This is a genomic window from Mucilaginibacter sp. P4_E8 (genome assembly GCF_056401495.1).
In genome coordinates, this window is the sequence record NZ_JBFUJG010000023.1 from 25,941 (window position 1) to 47,836 (window position 21,896).

20 protein-coding genes are annotated in these 21,896 nt (G+C 42.4%); 15 read left to right on the forward strand and 5 right to left on the reverse strand.

Translation table 11 applies throughout. The annotated features are described in order from the left end of the window. Window positions 1-86 precede the first annotated feature (86 nt). The 4 genes from AC1DRQ_RS12020 to AC1DRQ_RS12035 all read left to right on the forward strand — a co-directional run bounded on the left by AC1DRQ_RS12020 (window position 87) and on the right by AC1DRQ_RS12035 (window position 3,121). Window positions 87-851, forward strand: coding sequence for an SDR family NAD(P)-dependent oxidoreductase (locus AC1DRQ_RS12020; RefSeq protein ID WP_477424641.1), 765 nt, complete (start codon window positions 87-89; stop codon window positions 849-851). 26 nt (window positions 852-877) lie between these two features. Further along, entirely contained in the window at window positions 878-1,723 is an 846-nt protein-coding gene (locus tag AC1DRQ_RS12025) for a fumarylacetoacetate hydrolase family protein (RefSeq protein ID WP_477424643.1), read from the forward strand. Beyond that, a complete protein-coding gene (locus AC1DRQ_RS12030) occupies window positions 1,716-2,546 on the forward strand; it encodes an amidohydrolase family protein (RefSeq protein WP_477424645.1) in 831 nt (276 codons plus the stop codon). Before AC1DRQ_RS12025 ends, AC1DRQ_RS12030 begins: the two co-directional genes overlap by 8 nt. A gap of 368 nt (window positions 2,547-2,914) precedes the next feature. Next, window positions 2,915-3,121, forward strand: a complete 207-nt coding sequence (locus AC1DRQ_RS12035; protein ID WP_429398311.1) for a hypothetical protein — start codon at window positions 2,915-2,917, stop codon at window positions 3,119-3,121. Between the two features lie 67 nt (window positions 3,122-3,188). Here the strand turns inward: AC1DRQ_RS12035 and AC1DRQ_RS12040 are convergent, their stop codons facing one another. Next, window positions 3,189-3,686 carry a DinB family protein gene (locus AC1DRQ_RS12040; protein ID WP_477424647.1) on the reverse strand — a complete coding sequence of 166 codons (498 nt, stop codon included), beginning with the start codon at window positions 3,684-3,686 and terminating at the stop codon, window positions 3,189-3,191. A gap of 149 nt (window positions 3,687-3,835) precedes the next feature. On the opposite strand from AC1DRQ_RS12040, the gene AC1DRQ_RS12045 reads away from it, so the two are divergent. After that, window positions 3,836-4,972: a glycosyltransferase family 2 protein gene (locus AC1DRQ_RS12045; protein WP_477424649.1), complete on the forward strand. Its 1,137-nt coding sequence runs from the start codon at window positions 3,836-3,838 to the stop codon at window positions 4,970-4,972. Between the two features lie 89 nt (window positions 4,973-5,061). Next, window positions 5,062-7,794 (forward strand): glycoside hydrolase family 78 protein, encoded by a 2,733-nt coding sequence (locus AC1DRQ_RS12050; protein WP_477424651.1) that lies wholly within the window; start codon window positions 5,062-5,064, stop codon window positions 7,792-7,794. A gap of 104 nt (window positions 7,795-7,898) precedes the next feature. Here the strand turns inward: AC1DRQ_RS12050 and AC1DRQ_RS12055 are convergent, their stop codons facing one another. Then, complete coding sequence (locus AC1DRQ_RS12055; RefSeq protein ID WP_477424653.1) at window positions 7,899-8,282, reverse strand: DUF3037 domain-containing protein; 384 nt, start codon at window positions 8,280-8,282, stop codon at window positions 7,899-7,901. Continuing rightward, the gene (locus AC1DRQ_RS12060; protein WP_477424655.1) at window positions 8,260-9,057 is read right to left on the reverse strand and encodes a HipA family kinase; all 798 of its coding nucleotides are present in this window, start codon (window positions 9,055-9,057) and stop codon (window positions 8,260-8,262) included. The genes AC1DRQ_RS12055 and AC1DRQ_RS12060 overlap by 23 nt, the downstream gene beginning before the upstream one ends. Before the next feature lie 280 nt (window positions 9,058-9,337). Between AC1DRQ_RS12060 and AC1DRQ_RS12065 the strand changes: the two genes are divergently transcribed. The 3 genes from AC1DRQ_RS12065 (at window position 9,338) to AC1DRQ_RS12075 (ending at window position 13,544) form a co-directional block, all read left to right on the forward strand. Then, window positions 9,338-11,875, forward strand: a complete 2,538-nt coding sequence (locus tag AC1DRQ_RS12065) for a phosphocholine-specific phospholipase C (protein ID WP_477424657.1) — start codon at window positions 9,338-9,340, stop codon at window positions 11,873-11,875. Window positions 11,876-12,040: 165 nt separating this feature from the next. Then, window positions 12,041-13,090 (forward strand): AI-2E family transporter, encoded by a 1,050-nt coding sequence (locus AC1DRQ_RS12070; RefSeq protein ID WP_477424659.1) that lies wholly within the window; start codon window positions 12,041-12,043, stop codon window positions 13,088-13,090. A 157-nt stretch (window positions 13,091-13,247) separates the two neighbouring features. After that, entirely contained in the window at window positions 13,248-13,544 is a 297-nt protein-coding gene (locus AC1DRQ_RS12075; protein WP_429398298.1) for an ArsR/SmtB family transcription factor, read from the forward strand. 148 nt (window positions 13,545-13,692) lie between these two features. Here the strand turns inward: AC1DRQ_RS12075 and AC1DRQ_RS12080 are convergent, their stop codons facing one another. Next, complete coding sequence (locus AC1DRQ_RS12080) at window positions 13,693-14,673, reverse strand: aldo/keto reductase (RefSeq protein ID WP_477424661.1); 981 nt, start codon at window positions 14,671-14,673, stop codon at window positions 13,693-13,695. A 100-nt stretch (window positions 14,674-14,773) separates the two neighbouring features. Further along, entirely contained in the window at window positions 14,774-15,259 is a 486-nt protein-coding gene (locus AC1DRQ_RS12085) for a GrpB family protein (RefSeq protein ID WP_477424663.1), read from the reverse strand. Window positions 15,260-15,496: 237 nt separating this feature from the next. Here AC1DRQ_RS12085 and cysQ point away from each other — a divergent pair, with 237 nt between their 5' ends. The 6 genes from cysQ to AC1DRQ_RS12115 all read left to right on the forward strand — a co-directional run bounded on the left by cysQ (window position 15,497) and on the right by AC1DRQ_RS12115 (window position 21,679). Further along, window positions 15,497-16,282: a 3'(2'),5'-bisphosphate nucleotidase CysQ gene (gene cysQ, locus AC1DRQ_RS12090; protein ID WP_477424665.1), complete on the forward strand. Its 786-nt coding sequence runs from the start codon at window positions 15,497-15,499 to the stop codon at window positions 16,280-16,282. Between the two features lie 154 nt (window positions 16,283-16,436). Then, complete coding sequence (chrA, locus tag AC1DRQ_RS12095) at window positions 16,437-17,669, forward strand: chromate efflux transporter (RefSeq protein ID WP_477424667.1); 1,233 nt, start codon at window positions 16,437-16,439, stop codon at window positions 17,667-17,669. A 10-nt stretch (window positions 17,670-17,679) separates the two neighbouring features. Continuing rightward, on the forward strand, window positions 17,680-18,687 hold the full coding sequence (locus AC1DRQ_RS12100; RefSeq protein WP_477424669.1) for a sulfotransferase family protein: 1,008 nt from the start codon (window positions 17,680-17,682) through the stop codon (window positions 18,685-18,687). 132 nt (window positions 18,688-18,819) lie between these two features. Beyond that, window positions 18,820-20,778, forward strand: coding sequence for a M1 family metallopeptidase (locus tag AC1DRQ_RS12105; RefSeq protein ID WP_477424671.1), 1,959 nt, complete (start codon window positions 18,820-18,822; stop codon window positions 20,776-20,778). A gap of 40 nt (window positions 20,779-20,818) precedes the next feature. Next, complete coding sequence (cysC, locus tag AC1DRQ_RS12110; protein ID WP_477424673.1) at window positions 20,819-21,352, forward strand: adenylyl-sulfate kinase; 534 nt, start codon at window positions 20,819-20,821, stop codon at window positions 21,350-21,352. A gap of 99 nt (window positions 21,353-21,451) precedes the next feature. After that, entirely contained in the window at window positions 21,452-21,679 is a 228-nt protein-coding gene (locus AC1DRQ_RS12115) for a hypothetical protein (RefSeq protein WP_477424675.1), read from the forward strand. The last annotated feature ends 217 nt before the right edge of the window (window positions 21,680-21,896 follow it).

Consider the following 21,896-nt stretch of genomic DNA (forward strand, 5'->3'; position numbering starts at 1 on the left):
AGAGGGCTTAAGAAAAGACAAATTAGTAACATTAAAATAAAACAAAAAAGTCTCACCCTTTAGGGGGAGATTTAGAGGGGGCTAACATGTTTAAATTAACCAATAAATCGGTAGTGATTACAGGCGGCGGCAGCGGTATAGGCAAAGCTATGTCTGTATTGTTTGCACAGCAGGGTGCCACTGTACACATCATCGAACTAAATGACAAAGCAGCAGCCGAAACAGTAAATGAGATTGAAGCCGCCAACGGAAAAGCAACAGGCTATGCCTGCGATGTAAGTAACCAGCAGCAGGTAGTTGATACATTCAACAAGATCGGTAAAATTGATATCCTGATAAATAACGCGGGGATAGCCCATATTGGTCGTGCTGATAATACCAGTACTGAAGATTTTGAGCGCGTATTTAACGTGAACGTAAAAGGGGCTTATAACTGTCTTTTCGCTGCTATCCCTATGTTCAAAGCTAATGGAGGGGGTGTCATCTTAAATACGGCTTCCATAGCAGCCAGCGTAGGCATTACCGATAGGTTTGCCTACTCTACAAGCAAGGGCGCTATACATGCCATGACACTTTCGGTAGCGCGCGATTACCTGCATGATAACATCCGGTGTAACTGTATTTCGCCGGCACGTATCCATACTCCCTTTGTTGATGGGTTTATAGCTAAGAACTATGCCGGGCAGGAAGCCGAGATCTTTGAAAAATTGTCCAAAAGTCAGCCAATTGGCCGTATGGGCAAATCAGAGGAAGTAGCGGCGCTGGCATTGTACCTGTGCTCTGACGAGGCCGGATTTATTACCGGTACCGATTACCCTATTGACGGTGGATTTATTACCTTGAACAACTAATCTTAAAAAAACAATACAATAACCATATGAAGCTTATACGATTTGGCGCCAGCGGACAGGAAAAACCAGGAGTGATCCTTAACGATAAAAAATACGATGTTTCGGCTTTTGGCGAAGACTATACCGAGCAGTTTTTTGAAACCGGTGGTGTTGCCCGTCTGGCTGCTTTTATAAAAGATAAACAATTGCCTGAGCTTGCCGCTGATGTACGTTTGGGCAGTCCGATTGTGCGTCCATCAAAAATTGTATGCATTGGCTTAAACTATGCCGATCACGCTAAAGAAACCAATGCACCGCTGCCACCTGAGCCGGTAATATTCATGAAGGCTACCACCGCTATAGTTGGTCCGTTTGATGATATTGTGATCCCTAAAAACTCTGTAAAAACAGACTGGGAAGTGGAACTGGCCGTTGTGATCGGCAAAAAAGCATCGTATGTTGACGAAGCCAGCGCTATGGATTACGTGGCCGGATATGTATTGCATAATGATGTGTCAGAGCGCGAGTTTCAATTGGAGCGTAATGGTACCTGGGATAAAGGAAAAGGTTGCGACACCTTTGCACCGCTTGGCCCCTTCCTGGCTACGCCTGATGAAATTGCCGATCCGCACAACTTGCGCTTGTGGCTTAAGGTGAACGGACAAATCCTGCAGGATGGCACTACTTCAAACTTTATTTTTAATCTGCCGCATTTAATATCTTATACCAGTCAGTTCATGACCCTGTTGCCAGGTGATATTATATCAACAGGTACGCCAGCTGGTGTTGGTCTGGGTATGAAACCTCCATTTTATTTAAAACCTGGTGATGTGGTTGAATTAGGCATCGATGGATTGGGTGAATCAAAGCAAAACGTTGTAGCTTATGCGTAAAATTGATGCGCACCAGCATTTCTGGATATTTGACCCGGTTAGGGATAGTTGGATCAACGATGAAATGCTGGTGATAAAACGTGATTTTTTACCAGCCGATCTGTTACCCGTATTACAGCAGTACGGCATTGATGGTTGTGTAGCAGTACAGGCCAGTCAATCTGAAGAAGAAACCCGTTTTTTATTAAACCTTGCAGCCGAAAGCCCCGAAGTTAAAGGCGTGGTGGGCTGGGTTGACCTGAAAGCTAATGATCTTGATAAAAGGTTACAGGATTACAAGCAATATGATAAGTTGAAAGGGTTTAGGCATATTTTACAGTCGGAGCCCGATAAACAGTACATGTTACAATCGCAATTTCAAAAGGGCATAGCCCGGCTGCAAAAGCACGGTTATACGTATGATATATTGATATATCCTGAACACTTGCCCTACGCGGTACAGTTGGCCGGGGGCTTTCCTGATCAGCAGTTTGTGGTTGACCATTTGGCCAAGCCACATATTAAGGATCAAAAAATAAGCGACTGGCAAAAGGATATCCAGGCTTTGGCCAAACACCAAAATGTACATTGCAAAATTTCAGGGATGCTTACCGAGGCCAAGTGGAATTCCTGGAAAACCGAAGATTTTACATCGTATTTGGATGTAGTGTTCAACGCCTTTGGTATTAACCGGGTAATGTTTGGCTCCGACTGGCCGGTATGCCTGCTTGCCGGTGGTTATGAAGGTACTATGCAGGTGATGAATAATTATTGCGCAAAGCTATCAGCAACAGAACAGGTGTTATTTTGGGGCGATAATGCCACAAGTTTTTATAACTTATAGTATCTCAAATGAGAATCATTTGAGATACCTAACCTTTCCAAAGGCACTATCATGTTTACACAAGTTTATATGCTCCGTTAGGAGCTACCTGTTTGTAGCAAGCCAAACCAAAAAACAACATTGCTCCGTAGGTGCAACCCCAAAATTAGCAGGTAATAGCCTTTATTCACTAATTCATACTCCTCACCATATCAATTATTTATCATTAAAAACTTAACATATAAGCAATAATTAAAGGCAATTAAAATTATGGCACATATTTAGCTATATAATTATTTGATGGCTGCTTAACAATAAACCGATTATAAAAGCATTTTATTATTAGGGTATGTTAGTCCTGCTTTCAAATAAATTTTATCAAAAAAGTTATGTATATTATTTTATTACAAATTACCGCTCTGCTTGCTGTAATTATCCTGCCATTATTAGCTATACGGAAAAAATTCAGGAAAAGGTCAAAACCTGAGTTTAAGTATAAAATTGATACTGATACTGAATATGCCCGTTATGCAATAAATGAAGATGGTTTCCTGGAAGAAATTAATGAAGGTAAACTATCAAAGCACAAACATTAGTATTTGTGCAATGCAAAAGCCATTGTCCTATTTGTTGGACAATGGCTTTTGCATTTTTATTGATTTATTAAAAACCTTGCTCATCGGCACTGGGGCCGTAACTACCCGGAATGGGTACGTTAAGCAGGCGCAGGTATACACCCAATTGTGCCCGGTGATGCACAATTTGTGAGTAAGCCATTCTGATGATATCACCTTTGCTTGATACGCTGATAATGTAATCGCCTTTCCTCAGCGTCCATTCTTTTTCAAGATCTACTTCATTTGCCACAGCCAGGCGTGTTTTTCCGCTTTCCAGCGATTCTTCAAAAAAATTCAGCAGGTCGGCTGTATTATTTATGGGATTATTTACATAAGGGTTTTTATCAAAGTCGAGCTCGCTGGTGTTAAGCGCCATGGATACCCAGGTAGGCAGTTCGGCAATGTGGTTGGCCAGGCGTTGTATGGTCATGCTTTTTTCGTGTGGTTGCCATTGATATTTATCATTAGGTACACGTTCCAGCATTTTACGGGTTGTTTGAGCTTCCTGCTCCATTTCTTTTAATAACATAGGGATGATTGACATGACTTTATTGTTTTAAGTGTTTACTGTTTTTGTTTATAATTCAAAGTAACAACCGGCAAGTGACAGCCCTATGTCAGCAGGTTTTTATAAATGAAAAAATAGTTGAAAAGAGGTGCAATTTTGCTCACCTTTATCAAAACCTCATTACAATGATTTTTCTTTGCTACAGCATATGGGTAAGCTTTTCGTGGGTAGGCATGATCATTTACCTGCTCATCAACCTGAAAAAGATTGAACAATTGAAAATACAACCCCTAATTGAAGCGCAACCGGCTGTAGTTATCATTATTGCAGTACGTAACGAGGAGGATTATCTTGAAAATGCCCTGCAAAGCGTTTGCAATATCAATTACAATAACTATCGTATTATCGTAGTGAATGATCGTTCTACAGACCGTACTGCAGATATATTACAGGGTTTTATTGTACGTTACCCAAAACTTACCGTTACCACAATCACTACCTTGCCAGATGAGTGGCTGGGTAAAAACAATGCATTGTACCAGGGTTATTTAAGCAGTTCTGAAGAATGGATGCTTTTTACCGATGCCGATATCGTGTTTCACCGGGATGCCGTTAATAAGGCTTTAGGATATGCGGTTAAGCACAAGCTCGACCATTTAACCATACTGCCCGAGGCGATATCCAGATCTGTAATTTTAAACAGTGTACTGGGCACGTTCGGTATCATATTAATGATGCACATGAAGCCCTGGGGAGCCAAAGATCCCAAATCAAAAGGCTTTGCGGGTATTGGTGCATTTAATTTAGTGCGGCGCGATGCATACGAAAAGATAGGGACACATGCCCGTATCAAATTAAGGCCCGATGATGATATGCAGCTCGGTCAAACCATTAAGTCGGTTGGTTTAAAACAGGATGTATTGGGTGGTCAGCAATATATCTGTTTGGAGTGGTACAAAAATCTGAAGGAGTTTTGTAACGGGCTTATGAAAAATTCATTCTCGGTAGTCGAATATAAACTTGGTCATGCAATTATAAATGCTTTGATGGTATTGGTATGTTTTGCGTTACCTATGCCTGCTATGTTAATTTTCGGATCAACCGAAATTCGTTTAATGGCAGCAGTAGTGTTTCTGTTCCAGATATTTTACATGGTAGCTGTTCGTCCTAATAAATGGTGGTATGCCCTGATGATCCCGTTTACCAGTTTTCTTATAGTATATACCACTTTAAAATCCGCATTTTTAACAATAAGGCAGGGTGGTATTTATTGGCGCGATAGTTTTTACTCTTTAGATATGTTAAAAGGCAAAAAAACATAACTTATTAAGGTTAACACGTTTTAGCAAGAAGATAGACGGGGTTGCGGTTTCAAAATACAATTGATATACTTGGTTTACCAATTTAAATCATGAAGCATATACTCCTTTACCTCTTGCTTACCTTCCCGGCAATGTGCCTGGCGCAAACCCCTGTTGTTGAAAGTTTAACCTCCGAATACCTGACCAATCCAATAGGTATTGATGTATTACATCCCCACTTTAGCTGGAAAATAAACACCCCGCAAAGGAATACCCTGCAGCAGGCTTATAATATCAGGGTAGCCACCGATGCATCCTTTTCATCGTCAAAAACAGTTTGGAACACAGGTAAAGTAAATGCCGATTCTTCGGTGTTGATAACCTATAACGGCGTTGCATTAAAATCGGCCACGCGTTATTACTGGCAGGTAAAGGTCTGGGACAATCATAACCATGCATCTGCCTGGAGCAAACCAGCTTATTTTGAAACGGGCCTGCTTTCGCCTGCCGATTGGACCGCCACCTGGGTACAACCTAAACAGGATACGTTGCGCAAAATACCGGCAATAATGCTGCGCAAGCAATTTGCGGTTAGTAAGAAAATAGTATCGGCCAGGGTTTATGCTACCGCGCATGGTTTATATGAGCTTTGTCTTAACGGTAAAAGGGTAGGCGACCAACTGCTTACCCCCGGTTGGACAGAATATAAAAAACGACTGCAATACCAAGCTTATGATATTACCACCATGCTGCAACAAGGGGATAACGTGATAGGTGCTATGTTGGGCGATGGTTGGTTTCGTGGTACAACGGGCTTTGCCAGTCAATGGGCCGTTTGGGGTAAAAAACTGACCTTGCTATGCCAGTTGCGAATTACCTATGCCGATGGAACGGTGCAATACGTAAATTCTGACGGCTCCTGGAAAAGTACGCAAAACGGTCCTATAACACTTGATGGTATATATGATGGCGAAAACTATGATGCCCGTAAGGAAATACCCGGCTGGGACAGTAAAGGCTTTAATGACGCCGCCTGGGTTCCTGTTGATACAGTTACTTATGATAAAAAGATGCTGGTGGGGGTAGAGAGTGTACCCGTACATAAAATTCAGGAGATAAAACCTATTGCTATATTTAAAAGCCCTAAAGGAACACAGATCATTGATTTTGGACAGAATCTTACTGGTTGGGTACGCCTAAAAGTAAGCGGCCAGGCCGGGCAAACCATTACCATACGCCATGCCGAAGTATTGGATAAGTTTGGTGAGTTTTATACAGCCAATCTGCGTTCGGCAACGGCAACCATCAATTATACACTTAAGGGTAATGGAGCAGAAACCTTTGAACCGCATTTTACTTTTATGGGTTTCAGGTACATAGCTGTTGACGGTTTTCCGGGTGAACTGAAGCCTGAAAATTTTACGGCTGTGGTTGTTCACTCAGATATGCCTGTAACTGGCACGTTCGCGTGCTCAGATACCATGATCAACAAACTGCAGCACAATATACTGTGGGGACAAAAAGGTAACTTTTTAGATATCCCTACGGATTGCCCGCAACGTGATGAACGTTTGGGCTGGACGGGCGATGCGCAGGTTTTTTCGCGCACGGCGGCATTTAATATGCAGGTGGCCCCGTTTTTTGCCAAGTGGATGAAGGATGTAGCTGCCGACCAGTTTCCGGGTGGGGGGATACCCTTTGTGGTGCCCGATAATTTGCCAACCGGTCAGGCCACATCGGCAGGATGGGGGGACGTAGCCGTGATTGTACCCTGGACAATGTACCAGGTTTATGCAGATAAGCACATTTTGCAGACCCAATATCCCAGTATGAAAGCCTATGTGGATTACATAGTTAAAAAGGCGGGTGATAAATACATCTGGCACGGCGGTAGCTTGTTTGGCGACTGGCTGTTTTACCGTCCGGGCATTTATGATTTCTCCGAACCTAATGGTTATACCAATCCCGATCTGATAGCTACCGCGTTTTATGCCTACTCGTCAAAACTATTGAGCCAGGCGGCGGGTGTTTTAGGTAATACCGCCGATGAGAAGAAGTACAGCGATATACACGAGGCGGTGAAAAAAGCCTTTATCCATAACTACATTACCCCAACAGGCCGCATATTTGCCGATTCGCAAACCGGGTATGTGCTGGCCCTGAAGTTTGATCTGGTACCCGATAGTTTGAAGGCCAAAGCCGCGGCTTACCTCGTGGAGGATGTACACAGCCGTAAAAATCATTTATCTACCGGCTTTTTGGGTACACCATATTTGTGCCAGGTGCTATCGCAAAACGGTTATACCAATGTGGCTTATGACCTGCTGCTGCAAAAAACGTATCCTTCATGGCTGTACCCTGTAAAAATGGGTGCCACCACCATTTGGGAACGCTGGGACGGCATCAAGACCGACAGTACTTTCCAGGATAAAAGCATGAATTCCTTTAACCACTACTCATACGGAGCAGTTGGCGATTGGATGTACCAGCAAATGGCCGGGTTGCAGATAGGCGCGCCCGGCTACAAACACATCATTATAAAACCCGAGCCGCACCGCAAATTCACCTTTACAAAGGCAACGTTCGAAACCATGTACGGACAGGTATTGTCATCATGGGAAGTAAAAGATGCTACCATGCAAATGCACGTTAAAATACCACCCAACACCACAGCCGATGTAACCCTGCCGCAGGCCAATGGTCAGGATATAAAGCAGGATGGCAAACCTGTTACCGGGAGAACCGATGAAAACGGCACCACCATAAAGCTCGGCTCGGGTGAGTATACGTTCAGTTATCCGTGGACGGTGAAAAAGGAAGAGAAAAAGGTAGTGGCGAGATAGATTTAATACATCTTTGTCATCCTGAGGAACGAAGGATCTATTCTACGCTAAGCATATTTGCGAGTAGATCCTTCGCGATGCTCAGGATGGCAATTTTTAAATGCTTAACCCACCAACTGCTCAAACAATTTTGTAAGCGTTTCATCAGCATCCAAACACAAACCGGGGTGTACTTTTGACGACTGTACCACCGTGCTCCGGGTAGCGGTAAGCCATCGGAAACGGGAGGCCATATCCAGTTTGGCAATAGGACCGGCTTGTTTATCACCGTTACAGATTCTTTCGAAGGAGCCAATATTGTCTTTAATACAATCAATATCCAGTCCGCGCGCGAACGCGCTGATGCGGACATTGTCAAGCATAAAGCGTACTTTTAAAAACTGTTGTTTGGGACAGTAAATGATCACGCCAATATTTATAAATTCCTCGCGCTCCACCCTGGGCACAACGCGTATCACGGCGTACTCAAATAAGTATTGCTCTTGCATATTGTGCTTCTTTTACAAATATATCAGACGCGGCTATGCGTGTGGTTAAAAAACGGGTGTAAACATCCCGGCGCTCGTCAGGTGTCCCATTATCCGAATCATCGATAAGCCATTCATCCGGAACCAGGTTTACAATGGAGCGGATACGGTCTTCGGTTAAAATAGAACAAAACTCTGCATCAACTTCATCCAGTGCCGAGGCCTGTGGCAGTAATACATGATCCTTAACCTTTATAAAAGGGCGCATAGCCTGCTCATCCCAGTTATCCCACGAATGATGAAAGTATAGTGCCGCGCCATGATCAATAAGCCATAGTTCTTTATGCCACATCAGCATATTGGTATTGCGGGGAGTACGATCAACGTTGGTAAGCAGGCAATCAAGCCATACAATCTGCGAAGCCAGTTTTGCATCAAGCGTATTAACAACGGGGTCATAGGTAATAGCACCCGAAAGGTAATGCAGGGCAAGGTTAAGTCCTACACTGAATTTCAGCAAGTCCTGTATCTCCTCATCCGCTTCTGAGCGGCCAAAGGCAGGGTCAAGGTTAGCAAAAACCAGTTCTGGTACTTTTAAACCCAGGGCACGGGCAATTTCGCCGCCAATAAGTTCGGCAATAAGCGCTTTAACGCCCTGTCCGGCGCCGCGAAACTTGAGCACATACAAAAACTCATCGTCGCCTTCGGCAATGGCAGGCAATGAACCGCCTTCGCGTAAGGGGGTTACGTAGCGTATCACATTAATGGTTCTGAGTTGTGGTTCAGCGTAATTCATTGTATGGATATTCAAAATTGATAGCTTTCTCCTTAAACAGATATATGCAGAATGGTAGACGACCCGAAAATTAGGGCAAATTTTTGAGAAATCAATAATATTAAATAGGTTTAATATATTACCAGGTGAGGTTGTAAGGATAAAAAGCAAAATGTTGCAACTCACTGTTAATATTGTTTAGGTATTATGATAACATAAATTTTACAGCCGATGATCTTATCTATATTTAAAAAGAGAGAAATTGCGGCGAAGTTTTTTAAGAAAAATACAGACTACAATTATGGAATCCAGACGGGACTTTATTAAAAAATCATTGTTATTATCGGGCGCAGCTGGCCTTACCGCCATGTTCCCGGCATCAATACAACGCGCTTTTGCCATTGATCCAAAGGCCGGCAGTACCTTTTTAGATGCCGAGCACATTGTGATCCTGATGCAGGAGAACAGGTCATTTGATCATTGTTTTGGAACCCTGCAGGGAGTAAGGGGATTTAACGATCCAAGAGCTATAAACCTGCCCGATAAAAAACCAGTATGGATGCAAACTAACGCGGTGGGCGAAACCTACGCCCCATTCCGTTTAAATATTAAAGATTCAAAAGTTACCTGGATAGGATCATTGCCGCATTCAAGAGCAAGCCAGGTTGATGCTTATAACAATGGTAAATATGACCAGTGGCTACTCTCCAAAAAATCAGGGAATAAAAAGTATGCGGGTATGCCCTTAACCCTGGGTCATTATACCCGCGAAGATCTGCCGTTTCATTATGCCATGGCCGACGCGTTTACCGTTTGCGATCAAAGTTTTTGTTCGGCCATGACAAGTACTACGCCCAACAGGGCTTTTTTCTGGACAGGTAAAACCAGCTGCGAAGAAAATGGCCTCACCAAAGTGAACATCAGGAATGATGATTTTGATCATGGAAAAATGCCATGGCAAACATTCCCCGAATTACTGGAAGATAATGATATTTCATGGAAATTTTACCAGAATGAGCTGGATTGCGGCGGCGGATTTAAAGGCGAAGAGAGATCCTGGCTTTCCAATTTCGGCTGTAATAATTTAGAGTTCTACGCCGCGTATAACGTTAAATTTACGTCGCGATATGTGAAAAATTTACAGCGGCAGGTGGATGTGCTCCCTGCCGAGATCAGAAAGCTGCAGGAGAAAAACCCCTCTGCAGATGCAAAAGTACAGGCCAGCATACAAACCAAACAGGCAGTATTGGATAATGCCAAAGCCGAACTGAAAAAGTATAACCAGGAACAGTTTAATAAATTATCGGCAAGAGAGAAGAGCTTGTACCAAAGAGCTTTTGTTGTAAATTCAGGTGATCCTGATTATCGTGATGTTACTACACTTAGTTACAATGATGGTAATACACAGCGCGAGGTAACCGTACCTAAGGGTGATGTGCTGCACCAGTTTAGGCAGGATGTAAACACCGGTAAACTCCCGGCTGTTTCCTGGCTGGCCGGACCTCAAAACTTTTCGGACCATCCAAGCGCCCCGTGGTATGGTGCATGGTATGTTTCTGAAATACTGGATATATTGACTAAAAACCCCGAGGTATGGAAAAAAACCATCTTTATCAGCACATACGATGAAAACGATGGCTATTTTGATCATGTTAAGCCATTTTCAATACCTGATGAAAAAATACCCGGCACCGGAAAAGTATCAAAAGGGATAGATACCGAGGTAGAACACGTTAGGTTGGCCAATGAGCTTAAACAGGGCATCCCCGAAAAACAAGCACGCGAAGCACCTATCGGGCTCGGGTTTAGGGTGCCTACTATTATTGCCTCGCCTTGGAGCAGGGGAGGTAAGGTTTGTTCAGAAGTGTTTGATCACACTTCAACCTTACAATTCCTGGAAACCTTTTTTAATAAAAAGTACAAGAAAAGTATTAGGATAGATAATATCAGTAAATGGCGCCGTGCCATATGCGGCGACCTGACTTCGGTGTTTAGTCCGTATGATGGTGATAAACCGGATAAGATTGACTTTTTAAACCGCAATAATTTTGTAGAGGAAATATATAACGCCAGGTTTAAAGAAGACCCATCGGGGTACAAAAAACTATCGGACGAGGATGTAGCAAAATATATGGATAAACCGCTTGCCGGGGATGTTGTACCGTTGCAGGAAAAAGGGGTACGTCCGTCATGTGCTTTGCCGTATGAGCTTTATGCGCATGGTAAATTGAGTGCTGATAAAAAGAGTTTTGAGCTAAAGCTTGAAGCAGGCAATAAAGTTTTTGGAGAGCAATCCGCAGGTTCACCTTTTACTGTTTATGCACCTGGTAAATTTCATGATGCATTAACGGAGCCAGTTACGCAAGTGTGCCGTAACTGGTCGTTCGCGGCTGCCGTTGGAGATCCTTTAGCTTATAACTGGCCGGTTAATGCTTTTGAGGGAGATAAATATCATTTGAGGGTGAATGGCCCGAATGGATTTTACAGGGAGTTCATTGGAACCGGTAATGACCCGCTGTTAAATATTACCGCAGAATATGAACGTACTGCCGAAAACGGAAAATTAACAGGGAATGTGATAGTGAAAATCATCAATTCTGATCCGTCAAAAACTTATGCTGTTACTATTAAGGATCAGGGCTACCATAAAAATGATATTAAAAAACAAATAGCCACCGGCAGTACACAAAACATAGTGCTTGATTTGAAATCAAGCTTCGACTGGTATGATTTTAGTGTTCAGGCCGATGGTGCTGAGCATTTTGAACAACGGTACGCCGGCAGGGTAGAGACAGGTGCAGCCAGCTTTACAGACCCGGTTATGGGTGGAGTTGTATAAGCAATAATAAATTATAAGCGCATAAACGGGAACATGGTGGTAAGCCCTGTTCCCGTTTTACTTTGTACCACCGGGCAAAACGAATAAATAGACCCGGACTGATGATTAAAACTTTTATGCTTAATTATTGTACTTATCTGTACGCTTTAACCGCATACAGAGCCTATGACCCCAAACAATAAACTCCCTACCGAAAACGAAAAACAAAAGGAGCTAACTTATATTGAAAAAGTATGGCACACGGTTGCCATAGTTGCACTGCTGGTTGTTGTTATCCTGATAGCACGTGTGGCCTTTAATGTACTGCTGATGGTATTGGCAGGCGTCCTTGTATCGGTTTATTTTCATGGATTGGGAGATATGATTCAGCGAAACACCAAATGGAGCAGGCGACCCTGCATGATCATTTCTGTGGCTGGTTCATTTATCATACTTGCTGTTTTATTTTGGTTTATGGGTAGCAAGATCTCCAACCAAATAGCCATATTAAGCGATTCGTTACCTAATACAGTCCGTACGGCTAAATTAAAGATGGCCGAGACACCTTTAGGGAATAAAGTGCTGTCCTATTTATCAGATGATAATTCTGACAAGTTATTTGCCACCGCCCGGCAGTTTTTTAGTACCAGCTTTGGTGTTTTGGGCAATCTGTATATTATTTTTTTCCTGGCTATTTTTTTTACCACAAATCCCGATTTATATAAAAGTGGTATCATCAAGCTGATACCTGAAGACCGGAAAGATCTTGCCAAAGAGGTTATTGACCGCATCAGCGTGGCACTCAAAAGCTGGCTTAAAGGCATGATGCTATCCATGGTTTTGGTGTTTATTTTACTTACTGTTGGTTTAAGCATCATGAGCATACCCGTAGCCCTTGTGCTGGCACTGCTTACAGGTTTGCTTAAGCTTATTCCCAACTTCGGATCGCTGGCAGCTATGATACCGGGGGTATTGCTTGCGCTCACTATCAGTACCAATACCGCTATAATTGTAGCGCTGATGTATATTATAACCCAAACTATTGTGAGCAATGTTGTAAACCCGCTTATTCAGAAAAGGATGATGGATCTGCCGCCTGCCCTTACTATACTTGCGCAAGTTTTGATGGCTACTTTATCGGGTGTTTTGGGTATCATATTGGCTGTTCCGTTACTGGCTATTGTTATGATCCTGGTTGATGAGTTATATGTGAAAAAGATCAATAAGATAGCTTAAGCAGCAGAAAGCGACTAACTAAACTCTTGTTTTTTCATTTTAGAAAAACGAATGCCTGGTTGTTATTGGTTAAAAGGGAAAGACTATCATAAGTCAATACATTGTAATTAAGAGATATTAATTGGTATATCGGGAAAATCAGATATATATTTGTGTTATGAATCACCTGGAAATTTTTAAGGCACTTTCAAATCCTACCCGGTTGCAGATACTGGCCTGGCTTAAAACACCCGAAAAGTATTTCCCAGATCAGCAGGAGCCATTTACCCTTGGGGTATGCGTTGGACAAATTCAAAAAAAGAGCGGTATGACACAATCTACCATTTCAGAAAACCTATCGGTTATGCAACGGGCAGGGCTGGTTACTTCAACCCGTAAAGGCCAGTGGACGTATTATAAAAGGAACGAGGATGCTTTTAAAGCTTTAGGCACTCTTGTACAGCAGGAACTTTAAGATTACAAATGTAATTCATAGTTTTTTCGTTATCCGAAGTGTAAGGGTTTTCGGATCTAAAATGCCGGTTGGCATTAAAGAAATCAACCTATGTTTTGTATTTAACCAAACCATAGGTTGAAGGGATCAAGATGTTATATGATGGTGCTTACGCAAAACCAAGTACCGGATGAGGCTGGTATAGCTCTTCCAAACTTTTTATTTCTTCGTCAGAAAGTTTTACAGTTAATGCAGCTACGGCATCTTCTAAATGGCCGGGTTTGCTTGCACCAATAATAGGAGCGGTAACAGCGGGTTTGCTCAGCATCCAGGCTAAAGCCACCTGCGCGTTAGGTAATCCTTTTACTGAAGCTATTTCAGTAAGGCGGTTTACGATATCAAAATCTGAGCTTTCATTGTACAGCGTTTTTCCAAAAGCATCTGTTTTAGAGCGCTCTGTTTCATTTCGTTCTTTTGTCCGCTTTCCGGTTAAAAGCCCGCGTGCCAATGGCGACCAGGGTATAACGGCGATCTTCTGATCCTGGCAAAGCGGGATCATCTCCCTTTCTTCCTCGCGGTATATCAAATTATAATGGGGTTGCATGGAAACAAATCTTGTCCATCCGTGCAGATCTGCCGTATATAATGCCTGAGCAAATTGCCAGCTATACATTGATGATGCCCCAATGTAACGCGCCTTACCTGCCTTAACAACATCATGCAGGGCCTCCATGGTTTCCTCAATCGGTGTGTTATAATCCCAGCGGTGGGTTTGGTAAAGATCCACATAATCTGTCCCCAGCCGTTTCAGACTGGCATCAATGGCGCTCATGATATGTTTACGGGAAAGTCCCTTGTCATTGGGGCCGGAGCCCATAGCATTAAAAACCTTGGTGGCAATTACCACATCATCCCGTTTGGCAAAATCACGTAACGCTTTTCCTACAACTTCTTCACTGGCGCCTGCGGTATAAACATCGGCCGTATCAAAAAAATTAATACCCAGCTCCAGCGCTTTTTGAATAAAAGGCCGGCTTTGCTCTTCATTTAGGGCCCAGGGCCACCTTTCGGTTGGCCTTCCATAGGTCATGGTACCTAAACATAATTTTGAAACCATCATGCCGGTTTGCCCAAATCTTACATAATCCATAGTAGTGTTTTATCGAATTTACAAATGTTATTTCAATAGGTTTCGCCCTATAAGCATATTAACAAAATTGTGACTTAGTATGGTGATTCTTGGAGAAGTTTTATTGACCGATCACTTTTTCGATCAGGTCAGATTTTGCATCTGCATATCCGGCATCGTCTATATCCTTACCCTTACAATTATTTAACTTTATAAGTTCGTACTCGCGTCTTAAGCATTCATCCTGCATTAAGCTGTCGCGAAATCTGAGTTGTCGCTTTACAATTTCAGAGCCTGTTGCACAATAATGAAGGTTAATTTCCCGCGGCTGTCCCTTAGTAAACCAGATTCGCCCTTTAACGCCAGCCTCACCTTTATAGGTATAGCCTATAGCTGATAGCTGTTCAATAGTATCCCGGCCCGGTGGAAATTCCTTTGATTCAAGAGCAATGTCAATTATGGGTTTAGCCAACAGATCGGGAATGGCAGTGCTGCCAACATGATATATTTTTACAAATTTTCCCAATACCCCCGAAAGTAGGCCTTGCTCTGCAGCAAATTTATGTGTCCAAATATCCTGATGTTTTTGTAAGGTTATATATTCCATATATCCGTTTTCTGCGGTATAAATTTAGCTCAAACAAATAACATCCGACTATCTCTTTTCTATTTTTCCGTTGAGGTAGTACTACGTATTTAATACTTTTTAAGGCATATACCGTAAAAGTATGGTATGCAAAAGGGCGTGATGGTATAACCGATATGAAAGGAGTATTCTCAGGATATTTATCGGAATTACTATCTTTACTAAAAGGTAGTATTATTGAATTTTAGGCAAGCATAAATGATTTTTGTTTTTAAAGATTTACCGGCAATTGATTTAGAGAAATTAAACGATATAGCCAAAGAAGCCGGAGCAGAGATACTTACTATTTATAATTTACCTCCCGAAAAGATGGAACTGACATTGAAAGATGACCAGTCGCCCCTTACCATTGCCGATAGCCTGTCGAATGATATTATAGTTAAAGGACTAACCTCGTTAACCCCGCACATCCCCATCATTTCTGAAGAGGGAAAAAATATCCCTTATGATACCCGGAAAAACTGGGAGTTTTTTTGGTGTGTCGACCCATTGGATGGAACCAAAGAGTTCATCAAGCATAATGGCGAGTTTACGGTAAACATAGCCCTCATATATAAAGATACGCCCGTTTTAGGGGTCATCTACGTACCTGTTACCGGTGAATTGTACTACGGCGGAGCAAATATTGGAAGCTGGAAAGAAACAAAAAACGGAATTAAAACCCAACTGCATGTTGATACAAGCAGTACCAATTGGACAGCAGTAGGCAGCCGCTCACATGCATCGGCAGAAGAAACAGCCGTGCTAAGCCAATATCCGGTAACAGAGACTATTTCGACTGGGAGTTCGCTCAAATTTTGTTTAATAGCCGAAGGTAAGGCCCATATTTATTACCGCCACGGCCCTACCATGGAATGGGACACCGCGGCCGGCCAAGCTATCGCGACTTTTAGCGGCGCTACAATGACCGCCCCTAATGGTGATCCCTTTTTATACAACAAGGTCTCGTTACTCAATTCGGGCTTTTTATGTAAGGTGAAATAATCACCCATCGCGTTGCTGCCGAACAGGTAAACGTTAATTCATCATTAAGATTTTGAGCCTTAACAAACGTTTGCGTTAAATTAATTATTAACGCAGGCCGCTTAATTTGTAATTTTCTGAAAATCTTTATAAGATCATAACAATCAGGAAATTAATGGAGGCTGCACAAATTAGTATAACTCAAGCTCAAAAAACCCGGGTAAGCCTTAGCTACCTGTTTTACACATTCCTTAAAATTGGGTGTGTGAGTTTTGGTGGCTATATGGCCCTTGTTGCCCTCATGCAAAAGCTCATGGTTGATAAGGACGAAGTTGTTGACAATGAAATTATATTGGAGGGTATTACCGTAGCAAGCCTGCTGCCGGGGCCATTGGCTGTAAATGTAGTAGCCTACATTGGTTACCACCTTAAAGGCAAAACGGGCGCATTGGTTAGTATGCTGGGTGTTTTGCTACCTGCATGTACCCTCATGCTTTTATTATCATGGGTTTATTTTACCTACTCCTATAAAGTGGAATGGGCCCTCATCATGCAGTATGTAGCTGGTACGGTAAGCGCGATCATATTATCGGCAGGTTTGCAGTTATTCAAAAAGGAAATTTCGAAAGATCATAAAAAAATAGCGTTGTGTGTTTTCACCGTTGTGGTTATTTCTGTATTAAATAGCTACATGGTCACCATTGCACTTATTTTCATAGGGGCAATAGCAGGTTTTTTTATGGGCGGTCATAAACATGCGGGCATATCGATAGGAGATATTTTTAAAACCGGGTATAAGTTCAAGATCAACACGGCATCTATACTGATGGGGATATTGCTGGTTAATGAGGCTTTATTTTTAACCAACGTTTACAAAAACCTGAACAATATACTGTTAAAAATAGGAATGGTTTTTTCGGGGATAAGTCTTTCTTTATTTGGGGGCGGTTACGTCATGATCCCTATCATGCAATCATTATTTGTAAAAGACCTGCACTGGCTTACCGTACAGGAATTTATTGATGCCATAGCGTTTAGTCAGGCCACACCGGGGCCTATCCTGGTAAGCTCCACCTTTATTGGCTATAAATTAGCCGGAATTGCGGGGGCTATCCTGGCTACCGTGGCTATGTTTGCGCCATCGGCCATTTTAATGATCATGGTTGCTAAACTGTTCAAGAAAAACAAAGACCATGCGCTGGTTAAAAATGTAGTTGGCGGAATTAAGGTAGTGGTCATCGGCCTTATCATTTCATCGGCTTTAAGGATTGTGTTTCAATTGCATTTAACGCCAGTCATCGTGATCATCCCGATAATTGCTTTGATCCTGAGCTATAGGTATAAAATAAACCCTGTTTATCTCATCATTGCCTCCATATCACTTGGGGTATTAACAAAGTATATTTAATATGAATAATATGCATAAACCATCAGGCATCCAGATAATTGGCACACAAAGGTCGGGATCAAATTTATTAAGGGTGATACTGGATCAGTCGGAAGCCATAGCGTCACCTCATCCGCCGCATATACTGGTTACTTTTGTGCCCTTATTAAAGTTTTACGGGCCTTTAAATGAAAGTGCGTATAAAATACTGATCAACGATGTGGTTGACTATGTTGAGGCCAATCCTGTGCCCTGGGAAGGCATAAAGATCAACAGGGATTGGATCTTGGAGAATTCGACAGTATATAGCATTTTTGAGATAAACAGGCTTATTTACGAACAAGCGGCCATAACTAAAAAGGCAACGTACTGGTGCTGCAAAAGTATGGCCAACGTTCATTATGCCGATGAACTGGAGAACCACAGTCCCAATTTAAAATACATTTACCTGTACCGCGATGGCCGTGATGTAGCCGTATCCTTTAAAAAAGCTATTGTTGGCGAAAAACATATTTACCACCTGGCCCAGCAATGGACATATGACCAGCAAGCCTGCATAAAACTGGCCGAACGTATAGGGGAGGACCGCTTCTTCGCGCTTAATTATGAAACATTGATCACACAGCCCGAAATGCTGATCAGGAAACTATGTAAGTTCCTGGAAATTGATTACGCGGATAACATGCTGAGTTTTTATAACTCAAACGAATCAAAAGCGACTGCCGCCGCCGGCGAAATGTGGCAGAATCTGGAAAAGCCCATCATGAATAACAATACAGGCAAGTTTCATAAAGAGCTGCAACCAGCTGAGCTCGAAATATTTGAACTGGTTAGCCATGATGTATTGAAAAAGCTTAATTACCCAGTATTTACCTCCTTAACCAATACCGGGTTAACGTCGCCAGATGCCGTTGAGGAATATACTGCTGATAACGACATGCTTAAAAAACAGATCCTGACCAACGCCCGGCAATCTGATCTTGACCGCAGGGAACTGCAATTACAGATCCTGCGCGATATAAAAAGTAAAGTTTTATAAAAGCGGGTTCTTTAAACGTCATTTTTTGGCCTGTTATCAAACGTTTGCGTTAAGGTATATAGCTTTAAGGCTGTATTAGTATCTATCTTTCATTGTCGCTAAGGTGCCCGTATTTAAACTATTCAAGAGATAATGATAAAGTATAAACAGATCAATTTGTGGTTTTTTTGTGTGGCAATGATGCCATTTTTTGCTATTGCACAAACAAAATCTTCCTATGACCAGCTCCAGGTTTTCGATCATTCATTTTTTACCCATAATGGTAATGAGTTACGGAGTGCCAATGGCGCTCCCGGTCCAAAATACTGGCAAAACAAAGCAGATTATGTAATTAATGCCACGCTGGTTGAAAAGGATACCCTGATCAAGGGCAATGTGAGCATCAACTATACCAATAACAGTCCTGATACGCTTAACTATTTATGGCTTCAGCTCGATCAGAATTTATTCAGGTCCGATTCCAGAGGCGCTGCCACAACACCCGTGGGCGGCGACCGCTTTGATGTTAAGGGTTATAACAAGGGAGGCTACCATATTGAAACTGTTTTGGTTACCTATATGGGTAAAAACTACCCGGTTAAACCTCTTATTAACGATACCCGCATGCAGGTACGTTTGCCCTTCGCGGTAAAACCGCATGGCGATCAAATCGTTATAAAGATCAATTACGATTTTAATGTTCCCAATTACGGTGCCGACCGCATGGGTAAATTACCTGTAAAAGATGGCGTGATCTACCAGCTGGCCCAATGGTATCCGCGCATGTGTGTTTATGACAATGTAAATGGGTGGGATACTTTGCCTTACATTGGTACCGGCGAATTTTACTGCGAGTACGGCAATTACGATTATTTTATCACCGTACCGGCTGATATGATAGTTGCCGCATCCGGCGATCTGCAAAACTCGGAGCAAGTTTTAACCACTGAGCAAAACAAACGGTTGGCTGCTGCAGCTAAAAGCGACAGCAGTGTAAGTATTATAACCGAGACCGAGGTAGGCACTGCTGGTTCAAGACCTAAACAGGCTGGTACCTTAACCTGGCACTATAAAATGCACAACACACGTGATGTTTCCTGGTCGGCATCAAGGGCGTTTATTTGGGACGCCGCCCGAGTTAATCTGCCATCAGGAAAAAAGGGAATGGCTAATGCGGTTTACCCGGTAGAAAGCCGTGGCTATGAACGATATGGCCGTGCTGCCCAATATTTAAAACATAGTATAGAGTTTTACTCCAAAAATTATTTCGAATACCCTTGGCATTCGGCATTTGTGGTGGCTGGGGTAGCGCTTGGAATGGAATATCCGGGTATTGTATTTTGCAGCTATAAGATTAAAAAGGACGACCTGTGGCATGATATTACGCATGAAATGGGCCATAACTGGTTCCCGATGATAGTAGGCAGTAACGAAAGACGCTTTATGTGGATGGACGAAGGTTTAAACACTTTTATAAATGGCTATGCCTCTAATTGGTTTAACCACGGCGAATATAAGGATACCAGCAGCATGGCAGTAAGCATGACACGTAGTTTATTGAAAGAGAAAGATCCCCTGATGACCGCGCCCGAAGTGATGGCCTTTTCAGATGGTGGTCTGTATTATTACAAAACCGCACTGGCTTTAAACGTTTTGCGGAATGTAGTTTTAGGCGCCGATAGGTTTGATTATGCGTTTAATATGTATATCAAACGCTGGGCTTATAAACATCCGCAGCCTGATGATTTTTTTCGTACGATGAATGATGCAGCGGGCGAAGATCTTAACTGGTTTTGGAAAGAGTGGTTCTTTACCGCCTGGAACCTTGATCAGGCTGTTACTGATGTAAAGTATGTAAAAAACGATCCTGTAGCCGGGGCGTTGATAACTCTTGAAAATTTAGGCGGCATGGCCCTGCCTGTAGCCATAAAAGTAACCGAACAAAACGGAGCTGTACAACAAATAAAACTCCCTGTTGAGGTTTGGCAGCGTGGTGCAAAATGGGTATTTAAATGTAACTCAACTACAAAAATAACTTCAGTAATTTTAGACCCTGACAGGCAGCTGCCAGATATTGACCGCAGCAACAATGTTTACAGAATACCTGAATAAGACATTGTATTAGTTTAAAATTAAATAGAAGGGAAAAGCTTTGCTTAATCAAAAAGGGATTGTTGTTTGGCTATTCGGATTATCGGGGGCGGGTAAAACAACCATAGCCTCCTTGTTAAAAGAAAAACTGGAAAACGATGGTTTTTTTACAGTTTCTTTAGATGGGGATGTGTTAAGGGCTGGTATTAATAATGATCTGTCGTTCACGGAGGACGACAGATCAGAAAATATCAGGCGTGCGGCAGAAATAGCCAGGATCATGCTGCAAAACGATATTATCACCATCTGTTCTTTTATAACTCCCCTTGAAAAACACAGGGCCCTTGCAGCGCAAATCATAGGCGGGTATTATCTGGAAGTTTTTGTGGACTGCCCCATGAGTGTTTGCCAGGCAAGGGACATTAAAGGCCTGTATAAAAAGGCCCAATCAAGTCAAATACCCAACTTTACGGGTATCAGCGCCGGGTTTGAGGTACCTTCCAAATCCAATCTCATCATTTATACAGCGCTTGAATTGCCTATGGAAAGCATGGAGAAGGTTTACAAGTACATCATTCCTTTTGTACAGGTTTAAGCCTGATTAGCACATTTTGCGAAGACTCACCCCGACATCGCTGTGCTTGTCGACCTCTCTTCAGCTTCGCTGCAAAGAGGGTTAGGAAATAAATTTGTCATGCTGAACATAGTGAAGCATCTATTCTGCGATTGGGCAGGTTCACCAATAGATCTTTCGTTCCTCAGGATAATAGTTAAAATAAAAAACTTTGTACCCGCTCTTTTTGCCGAAGGCGAAGTGACGGTCGGGCAAATCAAATCAAGGCTTAACAGGTTAAAACTCAACCCCAAATCAAAAAATATCATCAACCCAGGTAAAACAAGCAGCTTTTTAACAAAAGTTTAAAAACCGCCGGGTTAAAAATCTGTAAAGCAGGTTGTTTACAGCCTCTTCTCCTAAAATATCCGGTGTGTTTTCCCATTTATCAAACGTTTGCGTCATTTAAGTTTTTGTAAAACAAACGTTTGCGTGGTGTTTGCGGGCCTTCAACTTTGCTTTGTTTAGGCCTTATCTCTAATTTCCAATATCCAAAACAATAAATAAAACGAACAAAAACTAATTG